The 26038-nt window shown below is 71.1% G+C and carries 24 protein-coding genes and 1 riboswitch; of the genes, 12 read left to right on the forward strand and 12 right to left on the reverse strand.

Features of this window, described 5'->3' with window-relative positions; translation table 11 throughout:
- Nucleotides 1-135: 135 nt before the first annotated feature.
- Both ACZ4N5_RS22975 and thrC read right to left on the reverse strand, forming a co-directional pair.
- The gene (locus ACZ4N5_RS22975; RefSeq protein WP_467758916.1) at nt 136-411 is read right to left on the reverse strand and encodes a MoaD/ThiS family protein; all 276 of its coding nucleotides are present in this window, start codon (nt 409-411) and stop codon (nt 136-138) included.
- Nucleotides 408-1706: a threonine synthase gene (gene thrC, locus ACZ4N5_RS22980; RefSeq protein ID WP_467758917.1), complete on the reverse strand. Its 1299-nt coding sequence runs from the start codon at nt 1704-1706 to the stop codon at nt 408-410. The genes ACZ4N5_RS22975 and thrC overlap by 4 nt, the downstream gene beginning before the upstream one ends.
- Before the next feature lie 17 nt (nt 1707-1723).
- Nucleotides 1724-1880, reverse strand: a riboswitch (SAM riboswitch).
- A 205-nt stretch (nt 1881-2085) separates the two neighbouring features.
- On the opposite strand from thrC, the gene ACZ4N5_RS22985 reads away from it, so the two are divergent.
- Nucleotides 2086-3030, forward strand: coding sequence for a glucosyl-3-phosphoglycerate synthase (locus ACZ4N5_RS22985; RefSeq protein WP_467758918.1), 945 nt, complete (start codon nt 2086-2088; stop codon nt 3028-3030).
- Nucleotides 3031-3109: 79 nt separating this feature from the next.
- Entirely contained in the window at nt 3110-4561 is a 1452-nt protein-coding gene (locus tag ACZ4N5_RS22990; RefSeq protein ID WP_467758919.1) for an alpha,alpha-trehalose-phosphate synthase (UDP-forming), read from the forward strand.
- Nucleotides 4562-4674: 113 nt separating this feature from the next.
- Here ACZ4N5_RS22990 and otsB read toward each other — a convergent pair whose 3' ends face one another.
- Together otsB and ACZ4N5_RS23000 are read right to left on the reverse strand one after the other, a co-directional pair.
- Entirely contained in the window at nt 4675-5529 is an 855-nt protein-coding gene (otsB, locus tag ACZ4N5_RS22995; RefSeq protein WP_467758920.1) for a trehalose-phosphatase, read from the reverse strand.
- A 148-nt stretch (nt 5530-5677) separates the two neighbouring features.
- The gene (locus ACZ4N5_RS23000; RefSeq protein WP_328669776.1) at nt 5678-5905 is read right to left on the reverse strand and encodes a DUF3263 domain-containing protein; all 228 of its coding nucleotides are present in this window, start codon (nt 5903-5905) and stop codon (nt 5678-5680) included.
- A gap of 161 nt (nt 5906-6066) precedes the next feature.
- On the opposite strand from ACZ4N5_RS23000, the gene ACZ4N5_RS23005 reads away from it, so the two are divergent.
- The 3 genes from ACZ4N5_RS23005 to ACZ4N5_RS23015 all read left to right on the forward strand — a co-directional run bounded on the left by ACZ4N5_RS23005 (nt 6067) and on the right by ACZ4N5_RS23015 (nt 9325).
- Nucleotides 6067-7059: an ROK family protein gene (locus tag ACZ4N5_RS23005; RefSeq protein WP_467758921.1), complete on the forward strand. Its 993-nt coding sequence runs from the start codon at nt 6067-6069 to the stop codon at nt 7057-7059.
- 7 nt (nt 7060-7066) lie between these two features.
- The gene (gene nagA, locus ACZ4N5_RS23010; RefSeq protein ID WP_467758922.1) at nt 7067-8251 is read left to right on the forward strand and encodes an N-acetylglucosamine-6-phosphate deacetylase; all 1185 of its coding nucleotides are present in this window, start codon (nt 7067-7069) and stop codon (nt 8249-8251) included.
- A 144-nt stretch (nt 8252-8395) separates the two neighbouring features.
- Nucleotides 8396-9325 carry a 1-phosphofructokinase family hexose kinase gene (locus ACZ4N5_RS23015; protein ID WP_467758923.1) on the forward strand — a complete coding sequence of 310 codons (930 nt, stop codon included), beginning with the start codon at nt 8396-8398 and terminating at the stop codon, nt 9323-9325.
- Nucleotides 9326-9448: 123 nt separating this feature from the next.
- On the opposite strand, the gene ACZ4N5_RS23020 is transcribed toward ACZ4N5_RS23015, so the two are convergent.
- Complete coding sequence (locus tag ACZ4N5_RS23020; RefSeq protein ID WP_467758924.1) at nt 9449-10414, reverse strand: CBM35 domain-containing protein; 966 nt, start codon at nt 10412-10414, stop codon at nt 9449-9451.
- A 117-nt stretch (nt 10415-10531) separates the two neighbouring features.
- The gene (cdgB, locus tag ACZ4N5_RS23025; protein ID WP_467758925.1) at nt 10532-12256 is read right to left on the reverse strand and encodes a diguanylate cyclase CdgB; all 1725 of its coding nucleotides are present in this window, start codon (nt 12254-12256) and stop codon (nt 10532-10534) included.
- Between the two features lie 504 nt (nt 12257-12760).
- On the opposite strand from cdgB, the gene ACZ4N5_RS23030 reads away from it, so the two are divergent.
- Nucleotides 12761-13324 carry a flavin reductase family protein gene (locus ACZ4N5_RS23030; protein WP_467758926.1) on the forward strand — a complete coding sequence of 188 codons (564 nt, stop codon included), beginning with the start codon at nt 12761-12763 and terminating at the stop codon, nt 13322-13324.
- Between the two features lie 88 nt (nt 13325-13412).
- Here the strand turns inward: ACZ4N5_RS23030 and ACZ4N5_RS23035 are convergent, their stop codons facing one another.
- Both ACZ4N5_RS23035 and arfB read right to left on the reverse strand, forming a co-directional pair.
- The gene (locus ACZ4N5_RS23035; RefSeq protein WP_467758927.1) at nt 13413-14360 is read right to left on the reverse strand and encodes a sigma-70 family RNA polymerase sigma factor; all 948 of its coding nucleotides are present in this window, start codon (nt 14358-14360) and stop codon (nt 13413-13415) included.
- Between the two features lie 173 nt (nt 14361-14533).
- Nucleotides 14534-14962 (reverse strand): alternative ribosome rescue aminoacyl-tRNA hydrolase ArfB, encoded by a 429-nt coding sequence (gene arfB / locus ACZ4N5_RS23040; protein ID WP_467758928.1) that lies wholly within the window; start codon nt 14960-14962, stop codon nt 14534-14536.
- Between the two features lie 192 nt (nt 14963-15154).
- Between arfB and ACZ4N5_RS23045 the strand changes: the two genes are divergently transcribed.
- Entirely contained in the window at nt 15155-15730 is a 576-nt protein-coding gene (locus ACZ4N5_RS23045; protein ID WP_467758929.1) for a TerD family protein, read from the forward strand.
- A 148-nt stretch (nt 15731-15878) separates the two neighbouring features.
- Here the strand turns inward: ACZ4N5_RS23045 and ACZ4N5_RS23050 are convergent, their stop codons facing one another.
- Complete coding sequence (locus tag ACZ4N5_RS23050; protein WP_467758930.1) at nt 15879-17288, reverse strand: M1 family metallopeptidase; 1410 nt, start codon at nt 17286-17288, stop codon at nt 15879-15881.
- Nucleotides 17289-17612: 324 nt separating this feature from the next.
- Here ACZ4N5_RS23050 and ACZ4N5_RS23055 point away from each other — a divergent pair, with 324 nt between their 5' ends.
- Nucleotides 17613-18113 carry a hypothetical protein gene (locus tag ACZ4N5_RS23055; RefSeq protein WP_467758931.1) on the forward strand — a complete coding sequence of 167 codons (501 nt, stop codon included), beginning with the start codon at nt 17613-17615 and terminating at the stop codon, nt 18111-18113.
- A gap of 193 nt (nt 18114-18306) precedes the next feature.
- Here the strand turns inward: ACZ4N5_RS23055 and ACZ4N5_RS23060 are convergent, their stop codons facing one another.
- Entirely contained in the window at nt 18307-19029 is a 723-nt protein-coding gene (locus tag ACZ4N5_RS23060; protein ID WP_467758932.1) for a pentapeptide repeat-containing protein, read from the reverse strand.
- A 176-nt stretch (nt 19030-19205) separates the two neighbouring features.
- Here ACZ4N5_RS23060 and ACZ4N5_RS23065 point away from each other — a divergent pair, with 176 nt between their 5' ends.
- The 3 genes from ACZ4N5_RS23065 (at nt 19206) to ACZ4N5_RS23075 (ending at nt 23067) form a co-directional block, all read left to right on the forward strand.
- Nucleotides 19206-20372, forward strand: coding sequence for an NAD(P)-binding protein (locus ACZ4N5_RS23065; protein WP_467758933.1), 1167 nt, complete (start codon nt 19206-19208; stop codon nt 20370-20372).
- A 134-nt stretch (nt 20373-20506) separates the two neighbouring features.
- The gene (locus ACZ4N5_RS23070; RefSeq protein WP_467758934.1) at nt 20507-21487 is read left to right on the forward strand and encodes a zinc-binding dehydrogenase; all 981 of its coding nucleotides are present in this window, start codon (nt 20507-20509) and stop codon (nt 21485-21487) included.
- Between the two features lie 80 nt (nt 21488-21567).
- On the forward strand, nt 21568-23067 hold the full coding sequence (locus ACZ4N5_RS23075; protein ID WP_467758935.1) for an MFS transporter: 1500 nt from the start codon (nt 21568-21570) through the stop codon (nt 23065-23067).
- A gap of 83 nt (nt 23068-23150) precedes the next feature.
- Here the strand turns inward: ACZ4N5_RS23075 and ACZ4N5_RS23080 are convergent, their stop codons facing one another.
- Nucleotides 23151-24557 (reverse strand): NAD(P)/FAD-dependent oxidoreductase, encoded by a 1407-nt coding sequence (locus ACZ4N5_RS23080; protein WP_467758936.1) that lies wholly within the window; start codon nt 24555-24557, stop codon nt 23151-23153.
- A 9-nt stretch (nt 24558-24566) separates the two neighbouring features.
- Nucleotides 24567-25220, reverse strand: a complete 654-nt coding sequence (locus tag ACZ4N5_RS23085; protein ID WP_467758937.1) for a rhomboid-like protein — start codon at nt 25218-25220, stop codon at nt 24567-24569.
- 109 nt (nt 25221-25329) lie between these two features.
- Here ACZ4N5_RS23085 and ACZ4N5_RS23090 point away from each other — a divergent pair, with 109 nt between their 5' ends.
- Nucleotides 25330-25809, forward strand: coding sequence for a GNAT family N-acetyltransferase (locus ACZ4N5_RS23090; protein WP_467758938.1), 480 nt, complete (start codon nt 25330-25332; stop codon nt 25807-25809).
- The last annotated feature ends 229 nt before the right edge of the window (nt 25810-26038 follow it).

Raw genomic sequence — 26038 nt, forward strand, 5'->3', positions numbered from 1 at the left:
ATGAAACCAACATCGAAAGCGAAGTCGCTTCCCCAACTGTAGCGCGCTCAACCATGCAGAATTGCCCCCTCCGTTTCTCTCACGGAGGGGGCAATTCGATGAACTCTGCGTGTTCGGCATTACCGAGGGTAACGATCAGCCTCCGGCGACGGCCGGAATGATCGAGACGCCCACACCGTCCGGGGTCGCCGTCTCCAGACCCTGCTCGAACCTCACGTCGTCGTCGTTGACGTACACGTTGACGAAGCGGCGCAGCTTGCCCTGGTCGTCCAGAACGCGCGCGGCGATGCCCGTGTGGTTCTTCTCCAGGTCGGTGATGACCTCGGCGAGGGTCGCGCCCTCGGCCGTCACCTCGGCGGCACCACCGGTGTAGGTGCGCAGGATGGTGGGGATGCGGACGTTGACGCTCATGATGCGAGGCCAGCCTCTCGGAAGGAGTCGAGGTTCGGGCGGATGGTCGCGGTCAGTCCGGTGTCCGAGGCCACCGCGTCCAGAGTCTTGAGGCCGTCGCCGGTGTTCAGCACGACCGTGGTCAGGGTCGGGTCGAGGAGACCGTTCTCGATCAGCTTGCGGGTGACGCCGACGGTCACACCGCCGGCCGTCTCGGCGAAGATGCCCTCGGTGCGCGCGAGCAGCTTGATCGCGTCGACGATCTGCTCGTCGTTCACGTCCTCCACCGCACCGCCGGTGCGCCGCGCGATGTCGAGCACGTACGGCCCGTCCGCGGGGTTGCCGATGGCGAGCGACTTGGCGATGGTGTCCGGCTTCTGCGGCCGTACGACGTCATGGCCGGCCTTGTAGGCGACGGACACCGGGGAGCAGCCCTCGGCCTGGGCGCCGAAGATCTTGTACGGCTTGTCCTCGACGAGCCCGAGCTTGATCAGCTCCTGCAGACCCTTGTCGATCTTCGTGAGCTGGGAGCCGGAGGCGATCGGCACGACCAGCTGGTCGGGGAGCTTCCACCCGAGCTGCTCGCAGATCTCGTACGCCAGCGTCTTGGAGCCCTCGGCGTAGTACGGCCGCAGGTTGACGTTGACGAAGCCCCAGCCCTCGCCGGCCGGGTCGCCGATCAGCTCGGAGCAGAAGCGGTTCACGTCGTCGTAGTTGCCCTGGATGCCGACCAGCTCGCCGCCGTAGACCGCGGCCATGACGACCTTGCCCTGCTCCAGGTCGTGCGGGATGAACACGCAGGAGCGGAAGCCGGCGCGGGCCGCCGCGGCACCCACGGCACCGGCGAGGTTGCCGGTGGAGGAGCAGGAGAGAGTGGTGAAGCCGAAGGCGCGGGCCGCTTCGATGGCCTGGGCGACGACGCGGTCCTTGAAGGAGTGCGTCGGGTTGCCGGAGTCGTCCTTGACGAAGAGCTTTCCGGCGTCGACCCCGAGCTCGCGGGCCAGGTTGTCGGCCTGGACGAGCTTGGTCCAGCCGGGGTTGATGTTCGGCTTGTCCGCCACGTCCGCGGGGACGGGCAGGAGCGGCGCGTAGCGCCAGATGTTCGCGGGTCCCGCTTCGATGCGCTTACGGAGCTCTTCGGTCTCGTAGGCCGAGAAGTCGTAGGCGATCTCCAGCGGGCCGAAACACTCCTCGCAGGCGAAGACCGGGCCGAGCGGGACGCGGTGTCCGCACTCGCGGCAGGAAAGCGCCGCGGCCGGGCCGAGGTCCACCGCATCGGCGGAGTTCGTGGTGCTTGCAACTGTCTGCGCAGCCATGGAGGCGAGGCCCTTTCTCCTCATCTTCCTCACGACGCACTTCGCCGTGAGACGGATTTGGCACCTTCCCTAGCCGGGAGCCTCGCGACGCGATCGACATCGATCGGTACGAGACCGGCTGGAGGGTTGCCGGGGCTTCATCGGGCCGTATCCCTCTGCCCCTCTGGATGAGCGGTATTTGATTGTTGAACTGTTGAACGCGCTACGCGCCGATGATCCAGGACATGCGATGGTCATCCGCGTTGTTCAAGACTGTAACCGAAGGCCAGGACAGTTGAGATAGTCGTCCGAACCGCGAGACGACGGCAATCGATCTGCCGCTGGCCGCAGCGGGCACGCCGATGAGAGCGTGTGATCAGACAGTGAGGAGCCGCAGACCGTGCTGAAGGAAGTCGAAAGCTGGCTGAGCACACGCTCCTGGTCCGTGACCGACCGCCCGCTCCACAGGCTCATTGCCGCGAAACGCATCACCGGGTCGACGGTCAGTGTCGTACTGCCCGCGCTGAACGAGGAGGAGACGGTCGGCGAGATCGTCGCGATCATCCGCCACGACCTGATGCAGCAGGTGCCCCTCGTCGACGAGATCGTCGTCATCGACTCGGGCTCGACGGACCGCACCTCCGCGGTCGCCGCCGCCGCCGGCGCGCGTGTCGTGCACCGCGACGACATCCTCCCGCGGATTCCGGCCGTGCCCGGCAAGGGCGAGGTGCTGTGGCGGTCACTGCTCGTGACGAGCGGGGACATCGTCTGTTTCATCGACGCGGACCTCAAGGAGTTCTCGTCCGACTTCGTCTCCGGAATCGTGGGCCCGCTGCTCACCGATCCGGGCGTCGATCTGGTCAAGGCCATGTACGACCGTCCGCTGGGCGGCGCCACCGGCCAGGGCGGCCGGGTCACCGAGCTGATGGCCCGCCCCCTGCTGAACATGCACTGGCCGCAGCTCGCGGGCTTCGTCCAGCCGCTCGGCGGCGAGTACGCGGCCCGCCGCTCCCTGCTCGAACAGCTCCCGTTCCCCGTCGGCTACGGCGTCGAACTGGGCATGCTCGTCGACGCCCTGCACCTGGTGGGCCTGGACGCCCTCGCCCAGGTCGACGTCGGCATCCGCAAACACCGCCACCAGGACGGCCAGGCGCTGGGCCGGATGGCCGCCGCGATCTACCGCACCGCGCAGCTCCGGCTGGCGCGCGGCCACCTGATCCGCCCCGCCCTCACCCAGTTCGAGCGCGGCCGGGACGGTTTCCAGCCGCGCACGTACTCGGTGGACACGGAGGAAAGGCCACCGATGACCGAAATCTCCGAGTACCAGCGGCGCAGAGCCGCGTAGACCAGCCCGACCGGCCACGCGATCGCATACGGCCGAAGGGAACGTTTGAGCGTTTCGACACGGGGCTAGGTTTCGAGGCATGGCTTCAACGCACGGTGCCCACCGGATTCTGGTCGCCTCCAACCGCGGCCCGATCACCTACGAGGTACGGGAGGACGACTCGCTGCACGCCCGGCGCGGCGGTGGCGGCCTCGTCTCGGGACTCTCGGCGATCGGGCCGGACGCGGGCGCCCTATGGGTGTGCTCGGCCCTCGGCGACGGCGACCGGGAGGCCGTACGGCGCGGAGTCGGCGAGGACGGCGTACGGATGCTGGCCATCGACGCCGAGGTGCACGCCGACGCGTACAACGGCATCGCCAACTCCGTCCTGTGGTTCGTCCACCACATGCTCTACCAGACCCCGCTGGAGCCGGTCTTCGACGCGGAGTTCCGGCGCCAGTGGGCGTCGTACCGGACCTACAACCGTGCCTTCGCCGAGGCGCTGGCCGAGGAGGCCGCCGAGGGCGCCTCCGTGCTGGTCCAGGACTACCACCTGTGCCTGGTGCCCGGGATGCTCCGCGCGCTGCGCCCCGACCTGCGCATCGGCCACTTCTCCCACACACCGTGGGCGCCCGAGGACTACTTCCGGATGCTCCCCGACGACATCCGCGCGGAGCTGCTGGACGGCATGCTCGGCGCCGACCGGCTGGCGTTCCTGACCTGGCGGTGGGCGACGGCCTTCATGCGCTGCGCGGGAGAGATCGACCCCGAGCGCTACCGCGTGACCTCGCCCTCGGACGCGCAGCGGGCGGTCGAGCACCTGGACGGCGGGCCGCCCCGCCGGACCCGCATCGGTGTGCACGGCCTCGGCGCGGACGCCGAGTTCCTGCGCGAGCGCTCGCACCGGGCGGACGTCGAGGAGCGGATGGCCGCGCTGCGCGAGGAGATCGGCGAGGGCCGCAGGGCCGTCGTGCGCGTCGACCGGACCGAACTGTCCAAGAACATCGTGCGCGGAATGCTGGCGTACCGGCAGCTGCTCGACGACCACCCGGAGTGGCGCGAGCGGGTCGTCCACGTGGCGTTCGCCTATCCCTCGCGGCAGGACCTCGCGGTGTACCGGGACTACACGGCCGAGGTGCAGCGTGTCGCCGACGAGATCAACTCCCAGTACGGAACGCCGGGTTGGACCCCGGTGGTGCTGCACGTCAAGGACGACTTCGCGCGCTCGCTCGCCGCGTACAGGCTGGCCGACGTCGCCCTCGTCAACCCCATCAGGGACGGCATGAACCTCGTCGCCAAGGAGGTCCCGGTCGTCTCCGACGACGGCTGCGTGCTGGTGCTCTCCCGGGAGGCCGGGGCGTACGAGGAACTGGGCGAGGACGCGATCTCCGTGAACCCGTACGACGTGATCGGTACGGCGCGGGCGCTGCACGAGGCGCTCGTCATGCAGCCGGGCGAACGGGCCGAGCGCACCAAGCGGCTGGCCGCCGCGGCCACCGCCCTGCCCCCGGCCCAGTGGTTCCTGGACCAGCTGCGCGAACTTGAGGCCTGAGCGGAAAATCCAGCCCCGGCCGGGGACATTTCAGCCCCTCCGGCGTTTGAGGAACGGGGTCCGGGGCGGAGCCCCAGGGTGGGACGGGTAGGGGCGGAGGGGGCGAAAAAGCTTCAGGCGAGTGCAGCCGCCAGCGCCGCGAGGAGGCGGACGACTCCGGCAGGCCCGTCGACCACCAGGTCGGCGCGTTCGGCGAGTTCGCCGACCTCGGAACTGCCGCTGCACACCAGGAGTCCGGGGACGCCGTCGGAGCGGAGCTTGTCGACGGCGGCGAAAGCGGGCAGGTCGCCCAGGTCGTCGCCCGCGTAGAGGACTGCCTCGGCGCCGACCTCCCGGACGTACTCCATGAGGGCGACGCCCTTGTCCATGCCCGGCGGCCGCAGCTCCAGGACCATGCGGCCCGGCTCGACGATCAGGCCGTGCCGGGCGGCCAGTTCGGCCAACGGCTCCCGGAGCGCCTCGAAGGCGGCCTGGGGGTCCTCGGCGCGGCGCGTGTGCACGGCGACCGCACGACCCTTCTCCTCGATCCAGGTGCCCTGCCAGGCGCCGATCCGGTCGAGGAACCCCGGCAGTTCGGCGCGGACGGCGGCCACACCGGGGTGCGGTGCCGGGGCGGTGACGGTGCCGCTCACCGCGTCCCAGCGCTCGGCGCCGTAGTGGCCGAGGACGACGAGGTGCTCCAGTCCGGGAACCCCCGCGAAGCCGCCGTGGCGCACGGCCACACCGGCCGGGCGGCCGGTGACCACGGCGACGGAGGCGACCTTGGGGGCGAGTGCCGCCAGGGCGGGGACCGCGTCGGGGTGCGCGCGGGCCCGGTCGGGGTCGGGGACGATGGGGGCGAGGGTTCCGTCGAAGTCGAGTGCGACGACCGTCCGGGTGGGGCGCGTGAGGATCGCTTCCAGTGCGTCGCGCCCGGCGGGGGTCACCGGGGTCGGCAAGAAGTCCTTGGATTCGGGGTGGCTGCCCATGGGGCGACCCTATCCGGGTGACGGCGGGCGCACCGCTGACTCGTGGCCGAGCGGGGGACCCGTAGGCCGGAATGCCTCGATCTCACCGCTCGTCCTCACCCTCTGGTCCTCACCCCTGGCTCTCGCCCCTCGCCCTCATCCCTGGCCCTCACCGCTCGTCCCGGCGGGCCTCCCGCACCCGGCGCAGTCTGTTCACCGTCACCGGGTCGTGCGCCAGGGCCCTCGGGTCGTTCAGCAGCGCGTTGAGCAGCTGGTAGTAGCGGACCGGGGCGAGGCCCAGCTGTTCGCGTATGGCGCGCTCCTTGGCACCGGGGCCGGGAAAGCCGCGGCGCTCCAGGGCGAGAATGCTCCGTTCGCGCGCGGGCAGCTCTTCCATGAACAGCACGGTAGCCCCCGGCACCGACAGGCGCCGGGGACGGGGCACCGGAACAGGGACCGGGCCTGTGCTTGCCGCATCCGTCTCGGAATGCGGACATAAGGTCCACACCACGTGAGTGGACTAGACCTCTCTGGGGGTAAAGGGCGACACTGTCCCCCGTGAGACATGTCATCGCCCTCGATGTGGGCGGCACCGGGATGAAGGCCGCCCTCGTCGGGGTGGACGCCGAGCCTTCCCCCGACCGCCCCGACGCGCCGCCGCCGCGGACCCCCGGGCACCCCGCGCTGCTGTACCAGGCCCGCCGGGCGACCGGCCGTGAGCGCGGGCCCGACGCCGTCGTCGAGGAGATCCTCGACTTCGCCGCCGAACTGCGCGCCTACGGCGAGGAGCACTTCGGCGAGAGCGCCCTCGCGGCCGGCGTCGCCGTCCCCGGCATCGTCGACGCCGGGAACGGCATCGCCGTCTACGCCGCCAACCTCGGCTGGCGCGATGTCCCGCTGCGCCGACTGCTCGGCGAGCGACTCGGCGTGCCCGTCGCGCTCGGGCACGACGTACGCACCGGCGGGCTCGCGGAGGGCCGGATCGGCGCCGGACAGGGAGCGGACCGCTTCCTCTTCGTCCCGCTGGGCACCGGCATAGCGGGCGCCATCGGCATCAACGGCAAGGTCGAGGAAGGCGCGCACGGCTTCGCGGGCGAGATCGGCCACATCGTCGTACGGCCCGGTGGGTCCCCGTGTCCCTGCGGGCAGCGCGGCTGTCTCGAACGGTTCGCCTCCGCGGCGGCAGTCAGCCAGGCCTGGGCCGAGGCGTCCGGCGACCCGGAGGCGGACGCGGCGGACTGCGCCAAGGCCGTCGAGTCGGGCGATCCGAGGGCGCTGGCCGTCTGGCAGGGGGCCGTCGACGCGCTCGCCGACGGCCTGGTCACCGCGCTCACCCTCCTGGACCCGCGCACCCTGATCATCGGTGGCGGGCTCGCCGAGGCGGGGGAAACCTTGTTCACACCCCTGCGGGCCGCGGTCGAACGACGCGTCACCTTCCAGAAGCTGCCGTCCATCGTCCCCGCGGCCCTCGGGGACACCGCCGGTTGTCTCGGTGCCGGGCTCCTCGCCCGGGACCTCCTGAACACCACTTCCACGACTCCCCGGAGGTAACCACCCGATGGCCCCTAGCAAGGTTCTCGCCGGCGCCCGGGTGGTACTGCCCACCGGGATCGTGCACGACGGCCGCGTGATCATCGACGGTCCGCGGATCGCCGACGCGGGTGACCCCTCGGCACAACCTGCCGGAGTCCTTGGGGCAGTCCCCGCGGACACGCCCGTGACCGACCTGTCCGGCCACTGGGTGGTCCCCGGCTTCGTCGACATCCACAACCATGGCGGTGGTGGCGCCTCCTTCACCTCGGGAACGGTCGAGGACGTCCTGCGGGGCATCCACACCCACCGTCTGCACGGCACCACGACCGTCGTCGCCTCGACCGTCACCGGTGACATGCACGGCCTCGCCGAGCGCGCCGGGATGCTCTCCGAGCTGGCCGAGCAGGGCGACCTCGCCGGCATCCACTTCGAGGGCCCGTTCATCTCGCCCTGCCGCAAGGGCGCGCACTCCGAGGAACTGCTGCGCGACCCGGACCCGGCGGAGGTCCGCAAGCTGATCGACGCGGCGCGCGGCCGGGCCGCCATGGTCACGCTCGCCCCCGAACTGCCGGGCGGCCTCGACTCCGTACGCCTGCTCGCCGAACACGGGGTGATCGCCGCGATCGGGCACACCGACGCGACGTACGAGCAGACGCAGGCGGCCATCGACGCGGGCGCGACCGTGGCGACACACCTGTTCAACGCGATGCCGGCGCTCGGACACCGCGCACCGGGCCCCATCGCCGCGCTCCTGGAGGACGAGCGGATCACCGTCGAGCTGATCAACGACGGTACGCATCTGCACCCCGCGTCGCTGGAGCTGGCGTTCCATCACGCGGGTCCTGGCCGGGTCGCGCTCATCACGGACGCGATGGACGCGGCGGGCTTCGGCGACGGCCGCTACATGCTCGGCCCGCTGGAGGTCGAGGTCGCGGACGGCGTCGCCCGCCTGGTGGAGGGCGGTTCGATCGCGGGCTCCACGCTCACCCTCGACCGCGCCTTCCAGCGCGCGGTGACGGTCGACAGACTGCCGGTCGAGGACGTCGTGGCGGCCCTCTCCGCCAACCCCGCCCGCCTGCTGGGCCGGTACGACCGGGTGGGTTCCCTGGAACCGGGCAAGGACGCGGACCTGGTGGTTCTCGACGCCGAGTTCAACCTCAAGGGCGTGATGCGCGGCGGCGAATGGGTGGTCGCTCCCCAACTGGGATGATTCACACCTTTGTTGTTTACGGCGGTTGGCCCGGGGGGACTGGGCCGACCGCCGTTGTGTTTGGCATGATCGAGCCTCCGGAACCACCGGCGGGCGCCCGACCGGCGCCCACGTCACACAACTCTTCGGGGGAGGTCGGCCCAGGTGATCCTTACGGTCACGCTGAACACCGCTCTCGACATCACCTATCGGGTGCGGGCACTGCGGCCGCACAGCTCGCACCAGGTGACCGAGGTGACCGAACGTCCGGGCGGCAAGGGGCTGAACGTGGGGCGGGTGCTCGCCGCGCTCGGCCACGAGGTGACGGTCACCGGTTTCACGGGCGGCGCGACCGGACGCACGGTGCGGGACCGACTGGCCGAGACCGCCGGGGTGGTGGACGCGCTCGTCCCGGTGGACGGATCGACCCGCCGCACGATAGCCGTGGTCGACACGACGACCGGTGACACGACCCAGCTCAACGAACCGGGACCGGCGATAACCCCCGCCGAGTGGTCGGCCTTCCAGGAGACGTACGAGCACCTGCTGCGCTCCGCCTCGGCAGTGGCCCTCTGCGGCAGCCTGCCCCCGGGGGTACCGGTGGGCGCGTACGCGGGGCTGATCCGCGCGGCCCGCGCGGCGGCCGTCCCGGTGCTCCTGGACACCAGCGGCGAACCCCTGCGCCGGGGCGTCGCCGCCCGTCCCGACATCGTCAAGCCGAACGCCGACGAGCTGGCCGAACTCACCGGCTCCCACGAGCCATTGCAGGCGACCCGGGACGCCCGCAGGCGCGGCGCGCACACGGTCGTGACCTCCCTGGGCCCCCAGGGCCTCCTCATGGTCAACGCGGACGGCTGCTGGCGTGCCGCGCCGCCACGCCGTGTGCCCGGCAACCCCACGGGTGCGGGCGACTCGACGGTGGCGGCCCTGATGTCCGGTCTGGTGGAACACCTTCCGTGGCCGGCCCGCCTCGCCCGCGCCGTCGCCCTGTCCACGGCGACCGTGCTGTCACCCGCGGCAGGCGAGTTCGACCACGCGACCTACGAGAACCTGCTGGCCGAGATCTCGGTGACGGGGGACGCGACGGCGGCGTGACCCGGGACCTGGACGCCTGCCCGGGACGGATCGCCCGGCTTGAAGGACCGAGGGGCGTCACGACAGCCTCGCTGTCCTGACGCCCCACAGCCGACTGCTGCCGGCCCGCCTACTTCCGCCCGCTTACTTCCAGCCCGCTTCCAACCAGAGCTGGTCGAAGTTCGCGTCGCACTGGTTGCCCTGCCCGCAGGAGATCTGAATGGTGTTGGTGCCCTTGTTGAGGGTGATGTCCCCCCAGGTGTTGGTCCACCCCTTCGCGTAATCGCCCTCTGCGGCGTGGGCGAAGTTCTTCATGTTGAGCGGGCGGTCCTGCGCCTTGCCGTTCACGGTGAGCGTGGCGTTGGCGTCCTTGCCGGGCACGCCGTAGTTGACATTCAGCGAGTACTTGCCTGCCTTGCTGATACCGCTCACGTTCCAGGTGATGGACGCGCCGACGTTGTTGAACCCCGTGACGTAGACCCCGCCGTCCGCCTTGGCGCCCTCGACGTCGGACGCCGTCGTCACGCCCGCGCCCAGGTTCAGCGCCTTCGCATCGACCTTGGGGAGCTCCGCGGGCGTGTCGGACCCGTTCGTCGCCGTCTCGCTCGGGGACGCGCTCTGGGAGGCCTGGGGGGTCGAGCCCGCCTGGTCGCCTCCCTTCTTGTCGTCCCCGCCGCCGGTCATGGCGACGGCGATGCCGATCACGACGGCGGCCACCACGGCGATCGCGCCGATGAGGAGGCCCTTGGTGTTGGGGCCACGGCCGCGCCCGCCGCCGTCACCGTGACCGGGCATCGGCGTCCGCGCCGTCTGCGCACCGCCGGGAACGGTCTCGGGGGCTCCGTAGTGCGAGTTCGGCTGGCCGTAGCCGGCCTGCTGCGGCACCTGGCCGTACGGGGCGGTGGGGGCCTGCTGGCCGTAGGTGCCCTGAGCGGTCTGCTGGCCGTACTTGCGCTCGCCGACCGCCCGCACCCGGTTGACCGAGCCCGGGTAGCCGTAGCCGCCGCCTCCAGAGGGCGGCGTGGCTCCGTTGGCCTGACCGTCGGCGTAGAGATAGCCGAACGGGTCGTCGTCCTCGGGCGTGCTCGCGCCGTTGTTGCCGGGCGTCATCCCTTGGTCTCCTCAGCGGGTGCGGTTCTGATGCGGTACATGAATGAATGGCGAGCCTACCCGGTTTCGCTGGGCCGAACGGGGGGCCTTCACCGCATCAACCTACTGACCTGTGGCTTATCCCGCACGCCTGTGCTGTTTGGGACGAGAACGTTTCTCGACATACATCCGTTCGTCAGCGGATTTCAACACCTCGTCCGCCGTCATGCCGCAGTGGGCCCAGCCGATGCCGAAACTCGCGCCCACCCGGACGGCCCGCCCATCGACCCTGATGGGAGGGATGATCGCGTTCCGCAGGCGTACCGCGAGGTCCTGGGCGTCCGCCCGGCCGAGACCGTCGGCGAGCACCACGAACTCGTCGCCGCCGAGCCGGGCCACCGTGTCACCGTCCCGGACCCCGTGGGTGAGGCGGCGGGCGACCTCGATGAGAACCTCGTCACCCGCGTTGTGCCCGAACCGGTCGTTGATCGACTTGAAGCCGTCGAGGTCGCAGAAGAGCACCGCGAGCCCCTTGGCGCCGTCGTCCGTCTCACCCTCCGGGGCGATGGTGTGCACGTGATGATCGAAGGCTTCGAACGCCTCGGCGCCGGCCCGGAAGTCGAAGCCGTGCCCGTTCCCGTCGTACGCGGGGTGGCCGTTGTCGTCGTACTCGCCGGTCGTCAGCTCCGCGAAGTCCGCGTGCCCGTACGCCGCATCCAGCGAGGCGACCGCGCCGGGCGGCAGGGACTGCGGGCGCTGACAGAGGCGGGCGCCGAGCCGGGAGCGCAGTTCGGCGGAGTTGGGCAGGCCGGTGAGAGCGTCGTGCGAGGCGCGGTGCGCGAGCTGGAGCTCACGGCGCTTGCGCTCCTCTATGTCCTCGACGTGGGTGAGCAGGAAGCGGGGGCCGTCGGCGGCGTCCGCGACGACGGAGTTGCGCAGGTGGACCCAGACGTAGGTGCCGTCGCGGCGCCCGAGCCGCAGCTCGGCCCGGCCGCCCTCGGCGGAGGTCCGCAGCAGGGTGCCGATGTCCTCGGGGTGCACGAGGTCGGAGAAGGAGTAGCGGCGCATCGCGGAGGCGGGGCGGCCGAGAAGCCGGCACAGGGCGTCGTTGGTGCGCAGGATGCGGCCGTGCTGGTCGCCGCCCATCTCGGCGATGGCCATGCCGGAGGGGGCGTACTCGAAGGCCTGCCGGAAGGACTCCTCGCTGGCGCGCAGGGCCTGCTGCTCGCGCTCCAGGCGGACCAGGGCGCGCTGCATATTCGCGCGTAGACGTGCATTGCTAATCGCGATGGCGGCCTGGAAGGCGTACATCTGGAGGGCCTCTCGGCCCCAGGCGCCGGGCTTGCGGCCGTTGCGCGGCCGGTCCACGGACAGCACGCCGATCAGCTCGCCGTGGCCGCTGCCGCTGCCGCCACCGCCACCGGAGGCGCTCGGGGTGTACATCGGCGCGAAGAGGCGGTCGGAGGGGTGCCACTCGTCCTCGAAGCGGGGCGCGGGACCGTCGGTGTACCACTGCGGTACGTCGTCCTCGTCGAGGACCCAGCCCTCGGTGTGCGGTATGAACCGGAGGTCGCCCCAGGCCTCGCCCATGGTCAGCCGGCGGTCCCAGGAGGTGCGGGAGCCGACGCGGCCGGTGATGAGGGCTTCGGCGGCGGAATTACCGGCGAGAGCGGCGACGACGAGGTCGCCGTCGGGGCGTACGAGGTTGACACAGGCCAGCTCGTAGCCGAGCCCGGTGACCACGCCGTCGGCGACGGTCTGCAGCGTGTCGGCCAGGCTGCGGGCGGTGTTCATGTCCGCCATCACCTGGTGCAGCTGCCGCAGGGTCGCAAGACGGACGTAGGGCTCCGACTCGGTCTCCATTCGCCCTCCCCTCGAGACCTCGCAGCAACTCCAGGGTTCTCTCGGCGTACTAGGTGCTCTTCGGTTCCGTACTGACTGCTCGGCGCTTCCCGTGAACCGCATCACGCCGTACTGCTTGGTAGCTTCCTGCGTAACGCCCCCGCCACTGAATCACAGCGCGCTCCGCACTCGGTACACAGGGTCAACAAAATATGGCTCCTGTGACTCAAGTCACAACGGAACATGAGCAATTGAGTGGAGTTTCTGCATTTCAGTGTGCGTTTACGGAATGCATTATTGGACGTCTGTGCAGAACCTGTGCACTCTTACGCCCACTGAATGAGTACGGATGAGAGTACGGCCGTCCTCGTCTCCGCTTCCGTCCACCCCGCCCCGGCTCCGATCCCGGCCCCGCTCCCGGCTCCGATCCGGCTCCGCCCCAGCATCCCTCCGTCCCCGGACCTAGGTCCGGGTTCGGGCCGAGGTCCGATGCGCGGCCCCGGGAGCGGAGACTAGCGTTTCGGCGTGCTCACGACTTCCCCCGCCCTTCCCGTCACCCCGTCCGTGCATGCTGAGGGGGTGAGCAACGACGAGTTCCGCGCCGCCATGACCCGGCTGGCCGCGGGTGTGGTCCTGTTGACCGCACACGAGCCCCCGCTGGCCCCGGACGGACCGGGTGGCGAGGACGTCGGCATGACCGCGACCGCGTTCATGTCCGTCTCTCTGGACCCGCCGCTCGTCCTGGTCAGCCTGCGCGAGGGCTCCCGGATGGACGACCTGCTCGACGAACAGCCCCTGTGGGGCGTCTCCGTGCTCTCGGAGAGCCAGCGCCACATCGCGGGCCGTTTCTCCATGAAGGGCCGCATCAGCGACCGGCTCCTCTTCGAGGACATCCCGTACGTCCGCGGCGAGACGTCCGGGGCGCTTCTGGTGGGCGGCGCCCTGGCGACCCTGGAGTGCCGCACCGAGCAGCGGATTCCCGCGGGCGACCACACCCTCGTCATCGGCCGCGTCCTGACGGCCCACGTGCCGAGCGCGGACGGCGGCCCCCTGACGTACTTCAAGGGCCGCTATCGGCAACTGGGCTGAGGGCGGACGAAGCGGCCGCCTGCACCCCCCGGCCGGGGGGCCGAACGGCTCGGCGGTCCGGTCCGGTCCGGTGACGACGGCGGCCGGTTCAGTCCAGGACCGTGACGTCGAGGACCGCCAGTCGCTCCGGGTCGTTGACGATGTCGATCACGGCGATCCTGCCGTGTACGACTGTGAAGGCGAGAACACCGGCCGGACGTCCGTCGACGACCACCACGACACCCGCGACGCCGTTCACGAGGGCGGGCCGCGCGATCTGGGCCAGGTGCGCGAAGCTGCTCGCGTTGGACGCCACGGCGATGGCGCCGGCCGTCACGCCCCGCTCCGAGCGGGCCACGACATCCGGGTCCAGGACGGCGACGAGCGCCTCGAAGTCGCCGTCGCGGGCCGCCGCGAGAAACGCTTCGACGACCTCCCGCTGCTGGGCCGGATCGGCGTCCGACACCGGCGCGCCGCCCTGCACCCGGCGGCGGGCCCGGCTGGCCAGCTGACGGGAGGCCGCGGGCGTACGGCCCAGGACGGTCGCGATCTCGTCGAACGGCACGGCGAACAGGTCGTGCAGAACGAAGGAGAGCCGCTCGGCGGGCGTCAGCGTCTCCAGGACGACGAGGAGCGCGAGGCCGACCGAATCGGCGAGCAGTGCCTCCTGTTCCGGGTCCACCCCGCTGAGGGGACTGAGCACCGGATCGGGCATCCGCACCCCCTGCCACTCCGCCGCCGGCTCCAGCGGCTCCTCCCTCCGGGCCCTGCGCGATCGCAACATGTCCAGGCAGACCCGGCCCACCCCGGTCGTCAGCCAGCCCCCGAGATTGCCGACCCCGCTCGCGTCGGCGCGGCTGAGCCTCAACCACGCCTCCTGCACTGCGTCGTCGGCCTCGGCGAACGAGCCGAGCATGCGGTAGGCGACGGCACGCAGACGACTGCGGTGGCTCTCGAACCGCGCGGCGAGGAACTCGCTGCCGTCCTGCGCGTGCGCTCCCCCGCCGTCCGCCGTCCGCGCGTCCCTCGGGAAGTCCTCGTGGGCGCTGTCGCTCATCGCTGGTCACCACTCCTTGTCGCGGTCCGTCATGGAACTGACGGACCACGCGGCCGAGATGTGACAGCCGGACCACGGCCACGGGCAAAGAGGGGGGTAAAGAGGGGACGCCGGGACGCGGCCGAAGAGGTGGCGGCCCCGGCCGCTATGACGGGCGGGCGGGGAGTGCGGGGCTAGCCCCAGTCGCGGCCGGTGCGGCCGCGCTTGGTGTCGGAGCGCTGCTTCTTCTCGCGCAGGCGGCGTTCGTTGATGCCCCGGGGGATACGGGTCGCGCGGCGCGGCTTGGGCGGCGGCGCGGTGGCCTCGGCGAGAAGCGAGGCGAGGCGTACGGCCGCCGTCTCGCGGTTGCGCCACTGGGAGCGGTGCTCGGAGGAGCGGACGCTGATGACCCCGTCGACGAGCCGTCCCTCCAGCTTCGCGAGGGCACGGTCCTTCCACACGGGCGGCAGCGACTCGGTGTTCGCGAGGTCGAAGCGGAGCTCGACCTGCGAGTCGCTGGTGTTGACGTGCTGCCCGCCCGGCCCGCCGGAGCGCGAGAAACGCCACATGAGCTCGGCCTCGGGCAGGGAGACGGAGCCGCGGATGACATAGGGACCGGACATGTGTTCATGGTCGCGTGCCCGGCCGGTCCGCGTCACCCGGTTTTCGGCGTCTCTCGGAGTGAAGAGGGGGTTCTGGGTAAAAAAGGTAAAGACAGGCGGAACCTCGGGTACCCCCCTTGGCGTTCATAGAGGTGACGGTAGCTTCGTCCCCAGTACGAAGCCCGTACGTCACGAGGGAAGGGACTCCCAACAATGGCTGTAAGCCTGTCCAAGGGTGGCAACGTCTCGCTCACCAAGGAGGCTCCGGGCCTGACCGCCGTCACCGTCGGCCTTGGCTGGGATGTCCGCACCACCACGGGCACCGACTTCGACCTCGACGCCTCGGCCATCGCGGTCAACCCCCAGGGCAAGGTCTACTCGGACGCCCACTTCGTCTTTTTCAACAACAAGCAGACCCCGGACCAGACCATCGTCCACACCGGTGACAACCGGACGGGTGAGGGCGCCGGCGACGACGAGGCGATCAACGTCAACCTGGCGGGCCTCCCCGCCGACGTCGAGAAGATCGTCTTCCCGGTCTCCATCTACGACGCGGAGACCCGCTCGCAGAACTTCGGCCAGGTCCGCAACGCCTACATCCGCATCGTGAACCAGGCCGGCGGCGCCGAGATCGCCCGCTACGACCTCTCCGAGGACGCGGCCACCGAGACCGCCATGGTCTTCGGCGAGCTCTACCGCAACGGCGCGGAGTGGAAGTTCCGCGCGGTCGGCCAGGGCTACGCCTCGGGCCTGGTGGGTATCGCGCAGGACTTCGGCGTCAGCGTCTGATCCTGAGCACCCGCACGACGAGAGGAGCCCCCGGACTTCGGCCGGGGGCTCCTGTCATGAGGCCGCCCCGCCCGAGATGCCCGCAACACCCGGCAACCGCACCGGCTCGCGGCGCCCGGGGAGGGTGCCCCTCACGGTGCCCGGCGGCTCACGGGTGGGCCGGCTTGCCCTTCCCGTACAGCCAGTCCTTCCAGATTCCGCTGAAGTCCTTGCCCGGCGCGGTCTTCTCGACGTACGCGGTGAAGTCGGCCGTGTCCGCGTTCGCGTGGCGACGGGTGGCGGCCCAGCCCTGGATGATGTCGTAGAAGGTGTCGTCGCCCACCAGTTGGCGAATCTTGTGCAGGACCATCGCGCCGCGGTAGTAGACGGGCGGGTCGGAGATCTGCGCGGCGCCGGGCGGGTCGGCGGGCGGGAAGGCCCAGATCTCCTTGCTGTCGACCGGTTCGTAATAGTCGCCCTTGTAGAGGGAGTTGAAGATCTCGTCGGCCGTGTCGCCGCCGTGGTCCTCCTGCCACAGCCACTCCGCGTAGGTGGCGAACCCCTCGTTGAGCCACATGTCCCGCCAGGACTTCGGGGTGACCGAGTCGCCGAACCACTGGTGGGCCAGTTCGTGGACCAGGGTCTTGGTGTCGGGGGCGCCGGGGAAGACGGGGCGCGTCTGCGTCTCCAGGGCGTAGCCCGCGTCGTCGGACCGGTCCACGATCGCCCCGGTGGAGGAGAAGGGGTACGGGCCGAAGTTGTACGCCTCCCAGTCCATGATCTCGGGGATCCCCCCGAGCACCTTCTTGCTCGCCTGCGTCTGGGTCGGGTCCACCGCCACGTAGACCGGCAGCCCCTTCTTCGTCGTGGAGCGCGTGATCTCGTATTTGCCGATCGCGAGCATCGCCACATAGCTCGCCATCGGTTCGGCCGTGTGCCAGGCGTACGTCGTACTGCCCTTCGCGGTCGTCTCGCTCCTCAGCTCACCGTTGGAGACGGCCTGGAGACCCTCCGGGACGGTGATCCTGACGTCGTACGCCGCCTTGTCGAAGGGGTGGTGGTTGCCGGGGAACCAGGCCATCGACCCCGTGGGCTCCCCGAGGGCGAGGGCGCCGTCGGCCGTTGGCAGCCAGCCCTCCTCGGAGGTGTCGGGATCGGTGATCGTCTCGGGGGTCCCGGAGTAGCGGACCGTCGTACGGAACGTCTCCCCCTTGTCGAGGTCGTCGTGCGGGCGCACGGTCAGCTCCTGGCCCGCCCGGCTCCAGCCGGCGCTCCGGCCCTCGACGGTGACGTCGGTGACGTGCAGTCCCCGCAGGTCGAGATGGAAGGCGCTGAGGTCGCTCAGGGCCCGCGCGGTGATCTCGGCCGTCCCCGTCAGCCGCTTGTCCCCGGGGTCGTAGGAGAGGGTCAGTCCGTAGTGCGTGACGTCGTACCCGCCGTTGCCCATCTTCGGGAAGTACGGGTCGCCGACACCGGCCGCGCCGGGCTTTCCGTGCACGTCGTCCCCGCCGCAGGCGGTGAGGCCGGCGACGAGCGTGAGGGCCAGAGCAAAGGGGACGGTGACGGAAGATCGGGGCACATCCGCGATCCTAGGCCGCCTCTCCCCCCGCGGGCGGGGCAAGTCGTCCCCCACCGGCCGGAGGCCTCCGGAGCCGACCGGAAAACGCCGCCCCTGTGCCGACGGCTCGGCGGACGCCCCCGACCCCGATCCCCGGTCGGCTCCGGACCCCGGCCCCACTGCCTCAGGGCGACCCTGAACCTCCGGGTCCCAGCCCCAAGAACCGTCCTGACCCGGCCCACCGGTCCACCCCCAGAACAGTCCCGACCCCCGGGCCCGATACCCGAGGGCGGCCGGAAACCTACGGGCGGGAAGCGGTACGCCGGGCGTGACACCATCACCTACGTGCTCGACATCGGCTACGCCCTCTCCAACCGCTTCCCCGACCCCCCGCAGACCGACTACCGCCGCGCGGACGTCCACGCGCTGCGGCACGACCTGTTCTGCGGCGACGTCTACCTCGCCGACACCAAGAAGGACCGGGAGGCGTCCACGGGCTGGGGATGGGTGCCGGTGCTCGACTTCGCGTGGGCGCTGTGCGACATCGTGGAGCAGCTCGACCGCGACCCGCTCGGCAGCCGGGCCTCGCGCCCCCAGCAGGCGGAACTGGACTTCACCGAGTCGACCGACCGCATGCTCTTCGAGCGCCGCTTCGGCTGGGTGGACATCGAGGCCGACTGGATGCCGGGCGACGAGGAGCCGCTGACCTTCTCCCACACCGAGCTCCGCCGCGAGGCCCGGGACTTCCTGCACGACCTGCTCGCGGACCTCACCGACCTGCACGACGACCTCGCCGAGAACCCGGCGATCTGGACTCTGCAGGCCCGCTTCCCCCGCGTCTCCTAGGCCCCGTCCGAACCCGGCCTTCGAGCCCACGCCGACGTTCCCCGGGGACTCCCAGGGACTGCCGAGGATTCCCGGGGACTACCGGGGACCGCCGAGGACTGCCCGGGACTGCCGAGGATTCCCAGGGACTACCGAGGATTCCCGAGGACCGCCGAGGACCGCCGGAGACTGCCGGGGACCGCCGAGGAAGGTCTCAGACCTCCTCCGCTCCCCCGTCCACCCGTACCCCCAGCGCCGCCGCCAGCACCGGCGCCAGGTCCAGGAGCTGGGCCGTGCTGATGACCGCGCCCGCGAGCCGGTCCACGCCCCGCGCGATGTCCAGCTCCGCCGCCGCGCGCAGGTCCACGTCCACGAGGGTGGCCTCGGTGAGGTCCGCCCCCTTCAGCACGCAGTCCACGAACTCCACGCGCTCCAGGCGGGCGCCCCCGAAGTCCGGCTCGACCAGGACACAGCCCTCGAACACGACGTCCTTGAGTCTCGCCTTGCGCAGATTCAGATAGTCGATCTTCCCGCCGCGCACGACCACCCGCTCCAGGACGGAGCCGTGCAGCTGCACTCCGCCGAGGCGGGCGTCGATCACCTCTACGTCACGCAGCGTCGACTCCGCGAGATCGGTGCCCACGCCCCGTATGCCCGTCAGGACCGAGTCCAGCACGCGCGCGTGGTGCAGCCGCGTCTCGTCCAGGGCGCAGCCCGTCAGCGCACAGTCCATGAAGCGGGCTCCCCCGCCGTCCTGTCCGGCGAAGTCCGCGTCCCGGAACTCCAGCCCGTCGTAGTCGCCGTCCGGCTCCAGCTCCGCGCCGTCGTGCGGCTCCAGCACCGGCAGCCGCACCTCCGGCCGCCGCGCCGCCTTCAGTCCCGTCCCCGGCGCCTTCGCACCCGTACCGCCGCGGCCGCCCGCCACTCGCCTCGCCATGCCCCCATCCTGCCCGCCCCCACTGACAATCGGCGCCGACCTGCGAGAACTCCCCGCATGTCACATTCCGGGCCCCGAACCCGTCGTACGCACAGGAAGGCCTGCTGTCAGAGCACCGTGGGACGTCAAGCGCCGGACCCCGAGCTTCGGACCCCGAGCAGAGGAGACCTCCAGCCATGCATCGCATCACCGTCATCGGCGGCGGCTTCGCCGGACTCACCGCCGCCATCACCGCCGCCGAGGCGGGTGCCGAGGTCACCGTGTACGAAGCGCACCACACCCTCGGCGGGCGGGCCAGGACCGCCGAGGGGCCGTACCGGACGAACGAGGGACCGCACGCCCTCTACAGCGCCGGACCGCACTGGACCTGGCTCAAACAGCGCGGCCTGATCGGGGCGCTCGCCCCGATCCCGCCCCTGGAGGCCGCCCGGCTGCGGCTGCGTCACAAGGGCGCGCTGCGCCGCACCCCGCCCTTCGCGATGCTCAAGCTGCTGCGCCGCTCCTGCCAGCAGGCCCCCGCGGACGTCGACTTCATGACCTGGGCGACCGGGCAGGCCGGCGCGGAGGGCGCGCGGGCCGCCGCCCACTACTCCGCCGTCGCCCTCTTCCACCACGATCCCGGTTCGCTGTCCGCGGCGTTCGTGCAGGAGCGGCTGCGCCGGGCGATGAAACTGCCGACGGAGGCGAACTGCCCCCGGGGCGGCTGGGCGAACGTCATCGACCGGATGGCGGGGCGGGCCTGGAACCTCGGCGTACGGATGGAGACGCTGGCCCGGGTGGACGCCGTCCCCGCGGACCGGGGCCCGGTCATCGTCGCCACCTCCCTCGACGCCGCCCGCCACCTCCTCAAGGACGCCTCGCTGACCTGGACGAGCGGCCGTACCACCCTCGTCGACCTGGCGTTGCGGAGCCGCCGCGGCGACGCGTTCGCCGTCTCCGACCTGGACGCGCCGGGCTGGATCGAACGGTTCACCGCCCGGGACCGCACCCTCGCCCCGGCCGGGGAGCAGCTCCTCCAGGGGCAGATCCCGATCGCCCCGGGCGAGACCGGGGCGCACGGCGTGGCCCGCGCCGAGCAGCTGCTCGACCTCGCCTTCGAGGGCTGGCGCGAGCGGGTCACCTGGCGGCGCGCGAGCGTCGCGAACGGCCGTACGGGCGCGGTCGACCTGCCCGGCACCAGTTGGCGGGACCGCCCGCGCATCGACCGCGGTGACGGCGTCTATCTCGTGGGCGACCAGGTCGCCGCCCCCGGAGTGCTCTCGGAGGTGTCCTTCAACAGCGCGATGGAGGCCGTGGCGCTGGCCCTGCGCATCCGGGAGCGCCTTGACCTCAAGCGAGCTTGAGGTTGAAAAGTGGTTACTCCACCGACCTCGCGAGCGGCCTTGCGGGCCTCACCGACCTGCGGGGCCTTGCGGGCCTCGTAGACCTCGTAGATCTCGCGCCGTCGTAGATCTCGCAGATTTTGAGGAGCGCCCCGATGTACGCGATCCGCCTGCACGCCTTCGGTCCCGCCGAGAATCTCGTCCACGAGCGGACCGAGGACCCCGAGCCGGGGCCCGGCCAGGTCCGTATCGCCGTGGCCGCCGCCGGCGTCCATCTCCTGGACACCGCCCTGCGCGCGGGCATGCGGGGCGGCCCGGCCCCCGAGCCCACGCTGCCGACCGTCCCCGGCCGCGAGGTCGCCGGAACCGTCGAGTCCCTCGGCGAGGGCGTCGCCGGACTCTGGCTCGGCAGACGCGTCGTCGCCCACCTCGGCTTCGCCCCCGGAGGCTACGCCGAGCTGGCCGTCACGGACGTCGAGCGCCTCCACGACATCCCCGGGAACCTCGACTTCGCCCAGGCCGTCGCCATGATCGGAACAGGGCGTACGGCCATGGGGATCGCGCAGTTCGCCGAGTTCGGCCCCTCCTCCGTGGTCGTCGTGCCCGCGGCCGCGGGTGGCATCGGCACGCTCCTCGTGCAGTACGCGCACCACGCGGGCGCGACCGTGGTCGGCCTCGCGGGCGGCCCGGAGAAGGTGGCCCGGGCCCGCGCGAACGGCGCCGATCCGGCCGTCGACTACACGGACCCCGGCTGGCCGGAGAAGGTCCGCGCGCACCTCGGCGGCCGGGCGGCGACCGTCGTGCTGGACGGCGTCGGCGGCGAGGTCGCCCGGGAAGCCGTCGGACTGCTCGGCCCCGGCGGCCGGCACATCGTCTTCGGCTGGTCCGGCGAGGGCATCCGCGGCGGCTCCCCGTACCTGGTGGAAGGGGTGTCCGAGCAGGTGCTGGGCCCCGTGATGATGCGGAAGGCCGGCGGACCCGACCCCGTACGAACCCTGGAACTGCGGGCCCTGGCCGAGGCCGCGGCCGGGCGCCTCGCCCCGGCCGTCACCCGCTTCCCCCTCGCCGAGGCGGCCTCGGCGCACCGGGCCCTGGAGGACAGGGCCACGATCGGAAAGGTGGTGCTGGAGCCATGACCGCGAGCCCGTGGAACGCGTCCCGCGAAGCCATGTCATCCAAAGATGCGACTCATCCTGTTTCATGGTCTTCTGGGCGAATGAGTGTCACCCGGACAGGTGAACCAGAGGCGCCCGTGGGTCCCGACGCACACCGCTGGTGGGCGCTGGTGATCATCGCGCTCGCCCAGCTGATGGTGGTGCTGGACGCGACCATCGTGAACATCGCACTCCCTTCCGCGCAGCATGACCTCGGCATGTCCGACGGCAACCGGCAGTGGGTCATCACCGCGTACACGCTGGCCTTCGGCGGGCTGCTGCTGCTCGGTGGCCGGATCGCCGACCTCGTCGGCCGCAAACGCACGTTCGTCATCGGGCTGATCGGCTTCGCCGTCGCGTCCGGGATCGGCGGCGCGGCCACCACGCCCGGCATGCTGTTCGGCGCCCGCGCCCTCCAGGGTGCCTTCGCCGCCCTGCTCGCGCCCTCCGCACTGTCCCTGCTGACCACGACCTTCACCGATCCGAAGGAACGCGGTAAGGCCTTCGGTATCTACGGAGCGCTGGCGGGCTCGGGGGCGGCGATCGGCTTCATTGTCGGCGGCCTGCTGACGGAATACCTGAACTGGCGCTGGTGCCTGTACGTCAACATCCCGATCGCGGTCATCGCGGTCATCGGCGCCTTCGGGCTGCTGCGCGACCGGCCGGGCCACAAGAACGTCCACCTCGACGTGCCCGGCGCGGTGCTGGGCTGCGGCGGACTCGTGGCGATCGTCTACGGGGTCAGCGAGGCGAACTCTCGCGGCTGGACGGACCCGCTGGTACTGGGCCTCATCGCGGGCGGCGTCGCGCTGCTGATCGTGTTCGTGTGGTGGCAGAACAGGGCGCCGAGCCCGCTCCTGCCGCTGCACATCGTCAAGGACCGCAACCGCGCCGGCTGCTTCCTGACGATGGGGCTCGCCGTCATCGCCATGTTCGGCATGTTCCTGTTCATGACCTACTACCTCCAGGTCATCCTCGGGTACTCGCCGGTGAAGACCGGTCTCGCGTTCCTGCCGCTGACCGTCGCGATCATCATCGGTTCGACGCAGATCTCGGCGCGGCTGCTGCCCCATGTGGCGCCGCGCACGCTGATGGTCCCGGGCGCGATCCTCGCCGCCGGCGGCATGGTGATCTTCACGCAGCTCACCGTCGACTCCGACTACACGGGCCAGTTGCTGCCCGGTCTGCTCCTGATGGGTCTCGGCATGGGCCTGGTCTTCATGCCGGTCTTCGCCACCGCGACCGCCGGGGTCGCCCCGCAGGACGCGGGCGTGACCTCCGCGACGGTCAACACCTCGCAGCAGGTCGGCGGTTCGATCGGCACGGCCCTGCTGAACACCATCGCCACCACGACCAGCACGGCGTACATCGCCGCCCATCTCCACAATCCCGCCCAGAAGTCGCTGATCGTCCGGGAGGGCGTCGTCCACGGCTACACGGTGGCCATCTGGTGGGCCACCGGCATCCTGCTGCTGGCCGGCCTGGTCGCGGGCCTCATGGTCACGGCCAAGGCCCCGAAGCACGCGGCGTCGAGCGCGGCGGTCCCGGAGTCCGTGGGCTGACGACTCCGGCTACGGTCCCCGGCGGGGCGCCCTCGCTCGACCGCGGGGACGGGAGCTGCCCTCGGCCGCCGGGCCCCTGCCGGTCAGTGGCGCCCCGACACCCGGTCCGCGAGCTGGGCCAGCCGGGACGACTCCGGGCTGTGGGTGGTCAGTTCGCGGCGGTCGGCGGTGCGGTAGGTCGCGTACATGCCGTGGACGCCGATCCAGCGGAAGGGCTCCGGCTCCCACTTGCGGACCTTGTGGTTCACCCAGGGCAGGGTGGTCAGGTCGGTCGCGCCCGCCTGGCCTGAGTCCTGCCGCACGAGGTCGCGCAGGGTGCGGGCGGCGAGGTTGGTGGTGGCGACGCCGGAGCCGACGTAGCCGCCGGCCCAGCCGAGGCCCGTCGAGCGGTCCAGGGTGACCGTGGCGCACCAGTCGCGCGGCACGCCGAGGACGCCCGACCAGGCGTGGGCCACCTGGACGCCGGTCAGCGACGGGAAGAAGCGGACGAGGATCTCGTACAGGGCGTCGATGGTCGCCTGCTGGGTGCGGCCGTCGTTGTCGGTGCGCGAGCCGAAGCGGTACGGGACACCGCGGCCGCCGAGCGCGATGCGGTCGTCGGCGGTGCGCTGGGCGTACATGTACGCGTGCGCCATGTCGCCGAGCGTCTCGCGACCCTCCCAGCCGATCTCCGCCCACTGGCCGGCGGTCAGCGGCTCCGTCGCGATCATGGAGGAGTTCATGGGCAGCCAGGTGCGCTTCTGGCCCTTGAGGTTCGCGGTGAAGCCCTCGGTGCAGCGCAGGATGTAGGGGGCGCGGACGGTGCCGTACGGCGTCACCGCGTGCTGCGGACGGATCTCGGTGACCGGCGTCTGCTCGTGGATGGTGACGCCGAGTGCCTCGACGGCCGCGGCGAGGCCCTTGACCAGCTTCACCGGGTGCAGCCGGGCCCCGTGCGGGGTCCAGGCCGAGCCCACCGCGCCCGCGACCCGGATCCGCTCGGCGGTCTCCTTCGCGCCGTACAGTTCGCGGTCCTTCTCGCCGTACGACAGCTCGTGCGCGTGGAATGCCTTGAGCCGGGCCAACTGGGCCGGCGTGTAGGCCACTTCGAGGACGCCGCCCTGGTGGATGTCGGCCTCGATGCCCTCTTCCGCGGCCACCTTGACGACCTCGTCCACGGTGGCGTTCATGGCCTGCTGAAGGCGCACGGCCGCCTCCTGGCCGTGCAGCTCGGCGTACCGGTCGCGGCCCGCGATGCCGTTGTAGAGCCAGCCGCCGTTGCGCCCCGAGGCGCCGTAGCCGCAGAACTTCTGCTCCAGGACGGTGACGCGCAGGAAGGGGGCCGCCTTCTTCAGGTAGTACGCGGTCCACAGTCCCGTGTAGCCGCCGCCGACCACGACGACGTCGGCGGACGCGTCGCCGGGCAGGGGCTCCCGGGGGGCGGGGAGGCCGTCGTCCGCGTACCAGAAGGAGATGCCGCCGTTCACGGCCTTGCTCGCCGAGCTGCTCATGGCGGGACGCTATCCCCGAAGAGCGGCCACTGTCTCCTTCGGATTCCATGCTTTTCCGCGCCCTCTGGTCAGCGGATAACAGCCCAGACCGATCAGGACGGAGGTGAAATGCCCGAGATCGGTGAGGGTGCGCGCGGTCATGAAGGGAATCCCGTACACCGCCAGAACGATCACCAGATACGGGTACCGCCAGGGCCTCGCGATCCGGTAGGTGAGCACGCCGACCACCCCCGCCAGGGCGTAGCTCACCCCGACGTCGAGGGTGTCGACCGCGGAGTGCGGTGCCACGCCGTGCTTGATCGCCCAGAGCAGCGCACCCTCGCTGACCAGTGTCGACAGAACATGTGCGGCCGCGTTGACCGCGAGCCAGCGCGCGGTTCCCAGCCAGCGTTCGGCCGGCGCCTGGAAGACGGTGTAGAGCACGGCGTACGGCACCCAGTGCCCGCCGTCGATCCACATGGCGCTCGCGAACAGCACCCGTACCGGGTTGTTCGACAGCTCATGGATGTTCGTCGAGCGCTGCCGCAGGAATTCCTCTTCGAAATCCGGAGACATGTGGTGCATGGCCACGGTCGTGATGAAAAGAATCGTCAGCCAGATGTACGTGCCCGGCGCACCGCGCACGTACATCCACACCCTGTGGAAGACCCGGTCGATGCGCATGGTCCGATTCACCCATGCCAGAAGTGTCCCTCGCGCGATCGACATTCCGGACGAGCCGCGTTGGTCGCCCAAAAACTTCCGGTGGAGCCTCCCGAGCTAGTCTCGGCCCATGATTCGTACAGCGACCCCCGACGACGTCCCCGTCATCCATGCCCTGGTCCGTGAACTCGCCGAGTACGAGAAAGCCCTGGAAGAGGCGAGGGCGACGCCGGAGCAGCTGCGCGAGGCGCTGTTCGGAAAGAATCCGGCCGCGTACGCGCACATCGCGGAGGACGACGTCACGGGTGAGCCGGTCGGCTTCTCGCTGTGGTTCCTGAACTTCTCGACCTGGCGCGGCGTCCACGGCATCTACCTGGAGGACCTGTACGTACGCCCGACGTCACGCGGTGGGGGTCACGGCAAGGCGCTGCTCACGGAGCTCGCGCGGATCTGCCGGGAGCGCGGCTACCAGCGCCTGGAGTGGTCCGTCCTGAACTGGAACCGGCCCTCGATCGACTTCTACGAGTCGCTGGGCGCCCGCCCGCAGGACGAGTGGACGGTGTACCGGCTCACGGACGAAGCACTGGAGACCCTCGGAAAACGCGGCTGAGGCCCGGCGACTCCCGGGATCCCGGTGCGGGCGACCTGCCGACCCGCCGCGTACACGACACGAAGATATGGAACCGCAGAAGACGCGTACCGCGCCGGGGAAGTGCCTGTGGACGCACTCCTGAATCACCTGATCCCCGTCACTGGCGTGCCGGGGGCCCACCGCGGGACTGAAGCAGCCCCCGCGGGCCTCGGATGAGGTGGCGGAGGAGCATGACTTCACCGCCGGA

The organism is Streptomyces sp. NPDC026500 (genome assembly GCF_055567635.1).

What these genes read in the sequence shown, in the direction of transcription:
- ACZ4N5_RS23080 (WP_467758936.1), bottom strand. Translation starts at nt 24,557, where the DNA reads ATGAGCAGCTCGGCGAGCAAGGCCGTGAACGGCGGCATCTCCTTCTGG.
- ACZ4N5_RS22975 (WP_467758916.1), bottom strand. Translation starts at nt 411, where the DNA reads ATGAGCGTCAACGTCCGCATCCCCACCATCCTGCGCACCTACACCGGT.
- ACZ4N5_RS23020 (WP_467758924.1), bottom strand. Translation starts at nt 10,414, where the DNA reads ATGACGCCCGGCAACAACGGCGCGAGCACGCCCGAGGACGACGACCCG.
- ACZ4N5_RS23060 (WP_467758932.1), bottom strand. Translation starts at nt 19,029, where the DNA reads ATGGCGAGGCGAGTGGCGGGCGGCCGCGGCGGTACGGGTGCGAAGGCG.
- cdgB (WP_467758925.1), bottom strand. Translation starts at nt 12,256, where the DNA reads ATGGAGACCGAGTCGGAGCCCTACGTCCGTCTTGCGACCCTGCGGCAG.
- thrC (WP_467758917.1), bottom strand. Translation starts at nt 1,706, where the DNA reads ATGGCTGCGCAGACAGTTGCAAGCACCACGAACTCCGCCGATGCGGTG.
- ACZ4N5_RS23070 (WP_467758934.1), top strand. Translation starts at nt 20,507, where the DNA reads ATGTACGCGATCCGCCTGCACGCCTTCGGTCCCGCCGAGAATCTCGTC.
- ACZ4N5_RS23045 (WP_467758929.1), top strand. Translation starts at nt 15,155, where the DNA reads ATGGCTGTAAGCCTGTCCAAGGGTGGCAACGTCTCGCTCACCAAGGAG.
- ACZ4N5_RS23065 (WP_467758933.1), top strand. Translation starts at nt 19,206, where the DNA reads ATGCATCGCATCACCGTCATCGGCGGCGGCTTCGCCGGACTCACCGCC.
- ACZ4N5_RS22990 (WP_467758919.1), top strand. Translation starts at nt 3,110, where the DNA reads ATGGCTTCAACGCACGGTGCCCACCGGATTCTGGTCGCCTCCAACCGC.
- ACZ4N5_RS23090 (WP_467758938.1), top strand. Translation starts at nt 25,330, where the DNA reads ATGATTCGTACAGCGACCCCCGACGACGTCCCCGTCATCCATGCCCTG.
- ACZ4N5_RS23085 (WP_467758937.1), bottom strand. Translation starts at nt 25,220, where the DNA reads ATGCGCATCGACCGGGTCTTCCACAGGGTGTGGATGTACGTGCGCGGT.
- ACZ4N5_RS23075 (WP_467758935.1), top strand. Translation starts at nt 21,568, where the DNA reads ATGAGTGTCACCCGGACAGGTGAACCAGAGGCGCCCGTGGGTCCCGAC.
- nagA (WP_467758922.1), top strand. Translation starts at nt 7,067, where the DNA reads ATGGCCCCTAGCAAGGTTCTCGCCGGCGCCCGGGTGGTACTGCCCACC.
- otsB (WP_467758920.1), bottom strand. Translation starts at nt 5,529, where the DNA reads ATGGGCAGCCACCCCGAATCCAAGGACTTCTTGCCGACCCCGGTGACC.
- arfB (WP_467758928.1), bottom strand. Translation starts at nt 14,962, where the DNA reads ATGTCCGGTCCCTATGTCATCCGCGGCTCCGTCTCCCTGCCCGAGGCC.
- ACZ4N5_RS23000 (WP_328669776.1), bottom strand. Translation starts at nt 5,905, where the DNA reads ATGGAAGAGCTGCCCGCGCGCGAACGGAGCATTCTCGCCCTGGAGCGC.
- ACZ4N5_RS23035 (WP_467758927.1), bottom strand. Translation starts at nt 14,360, where the DNA reads ATGAGCGACAGCGCCCACGAGGACTTCCCGAGGGACGCGCGGACGGCG.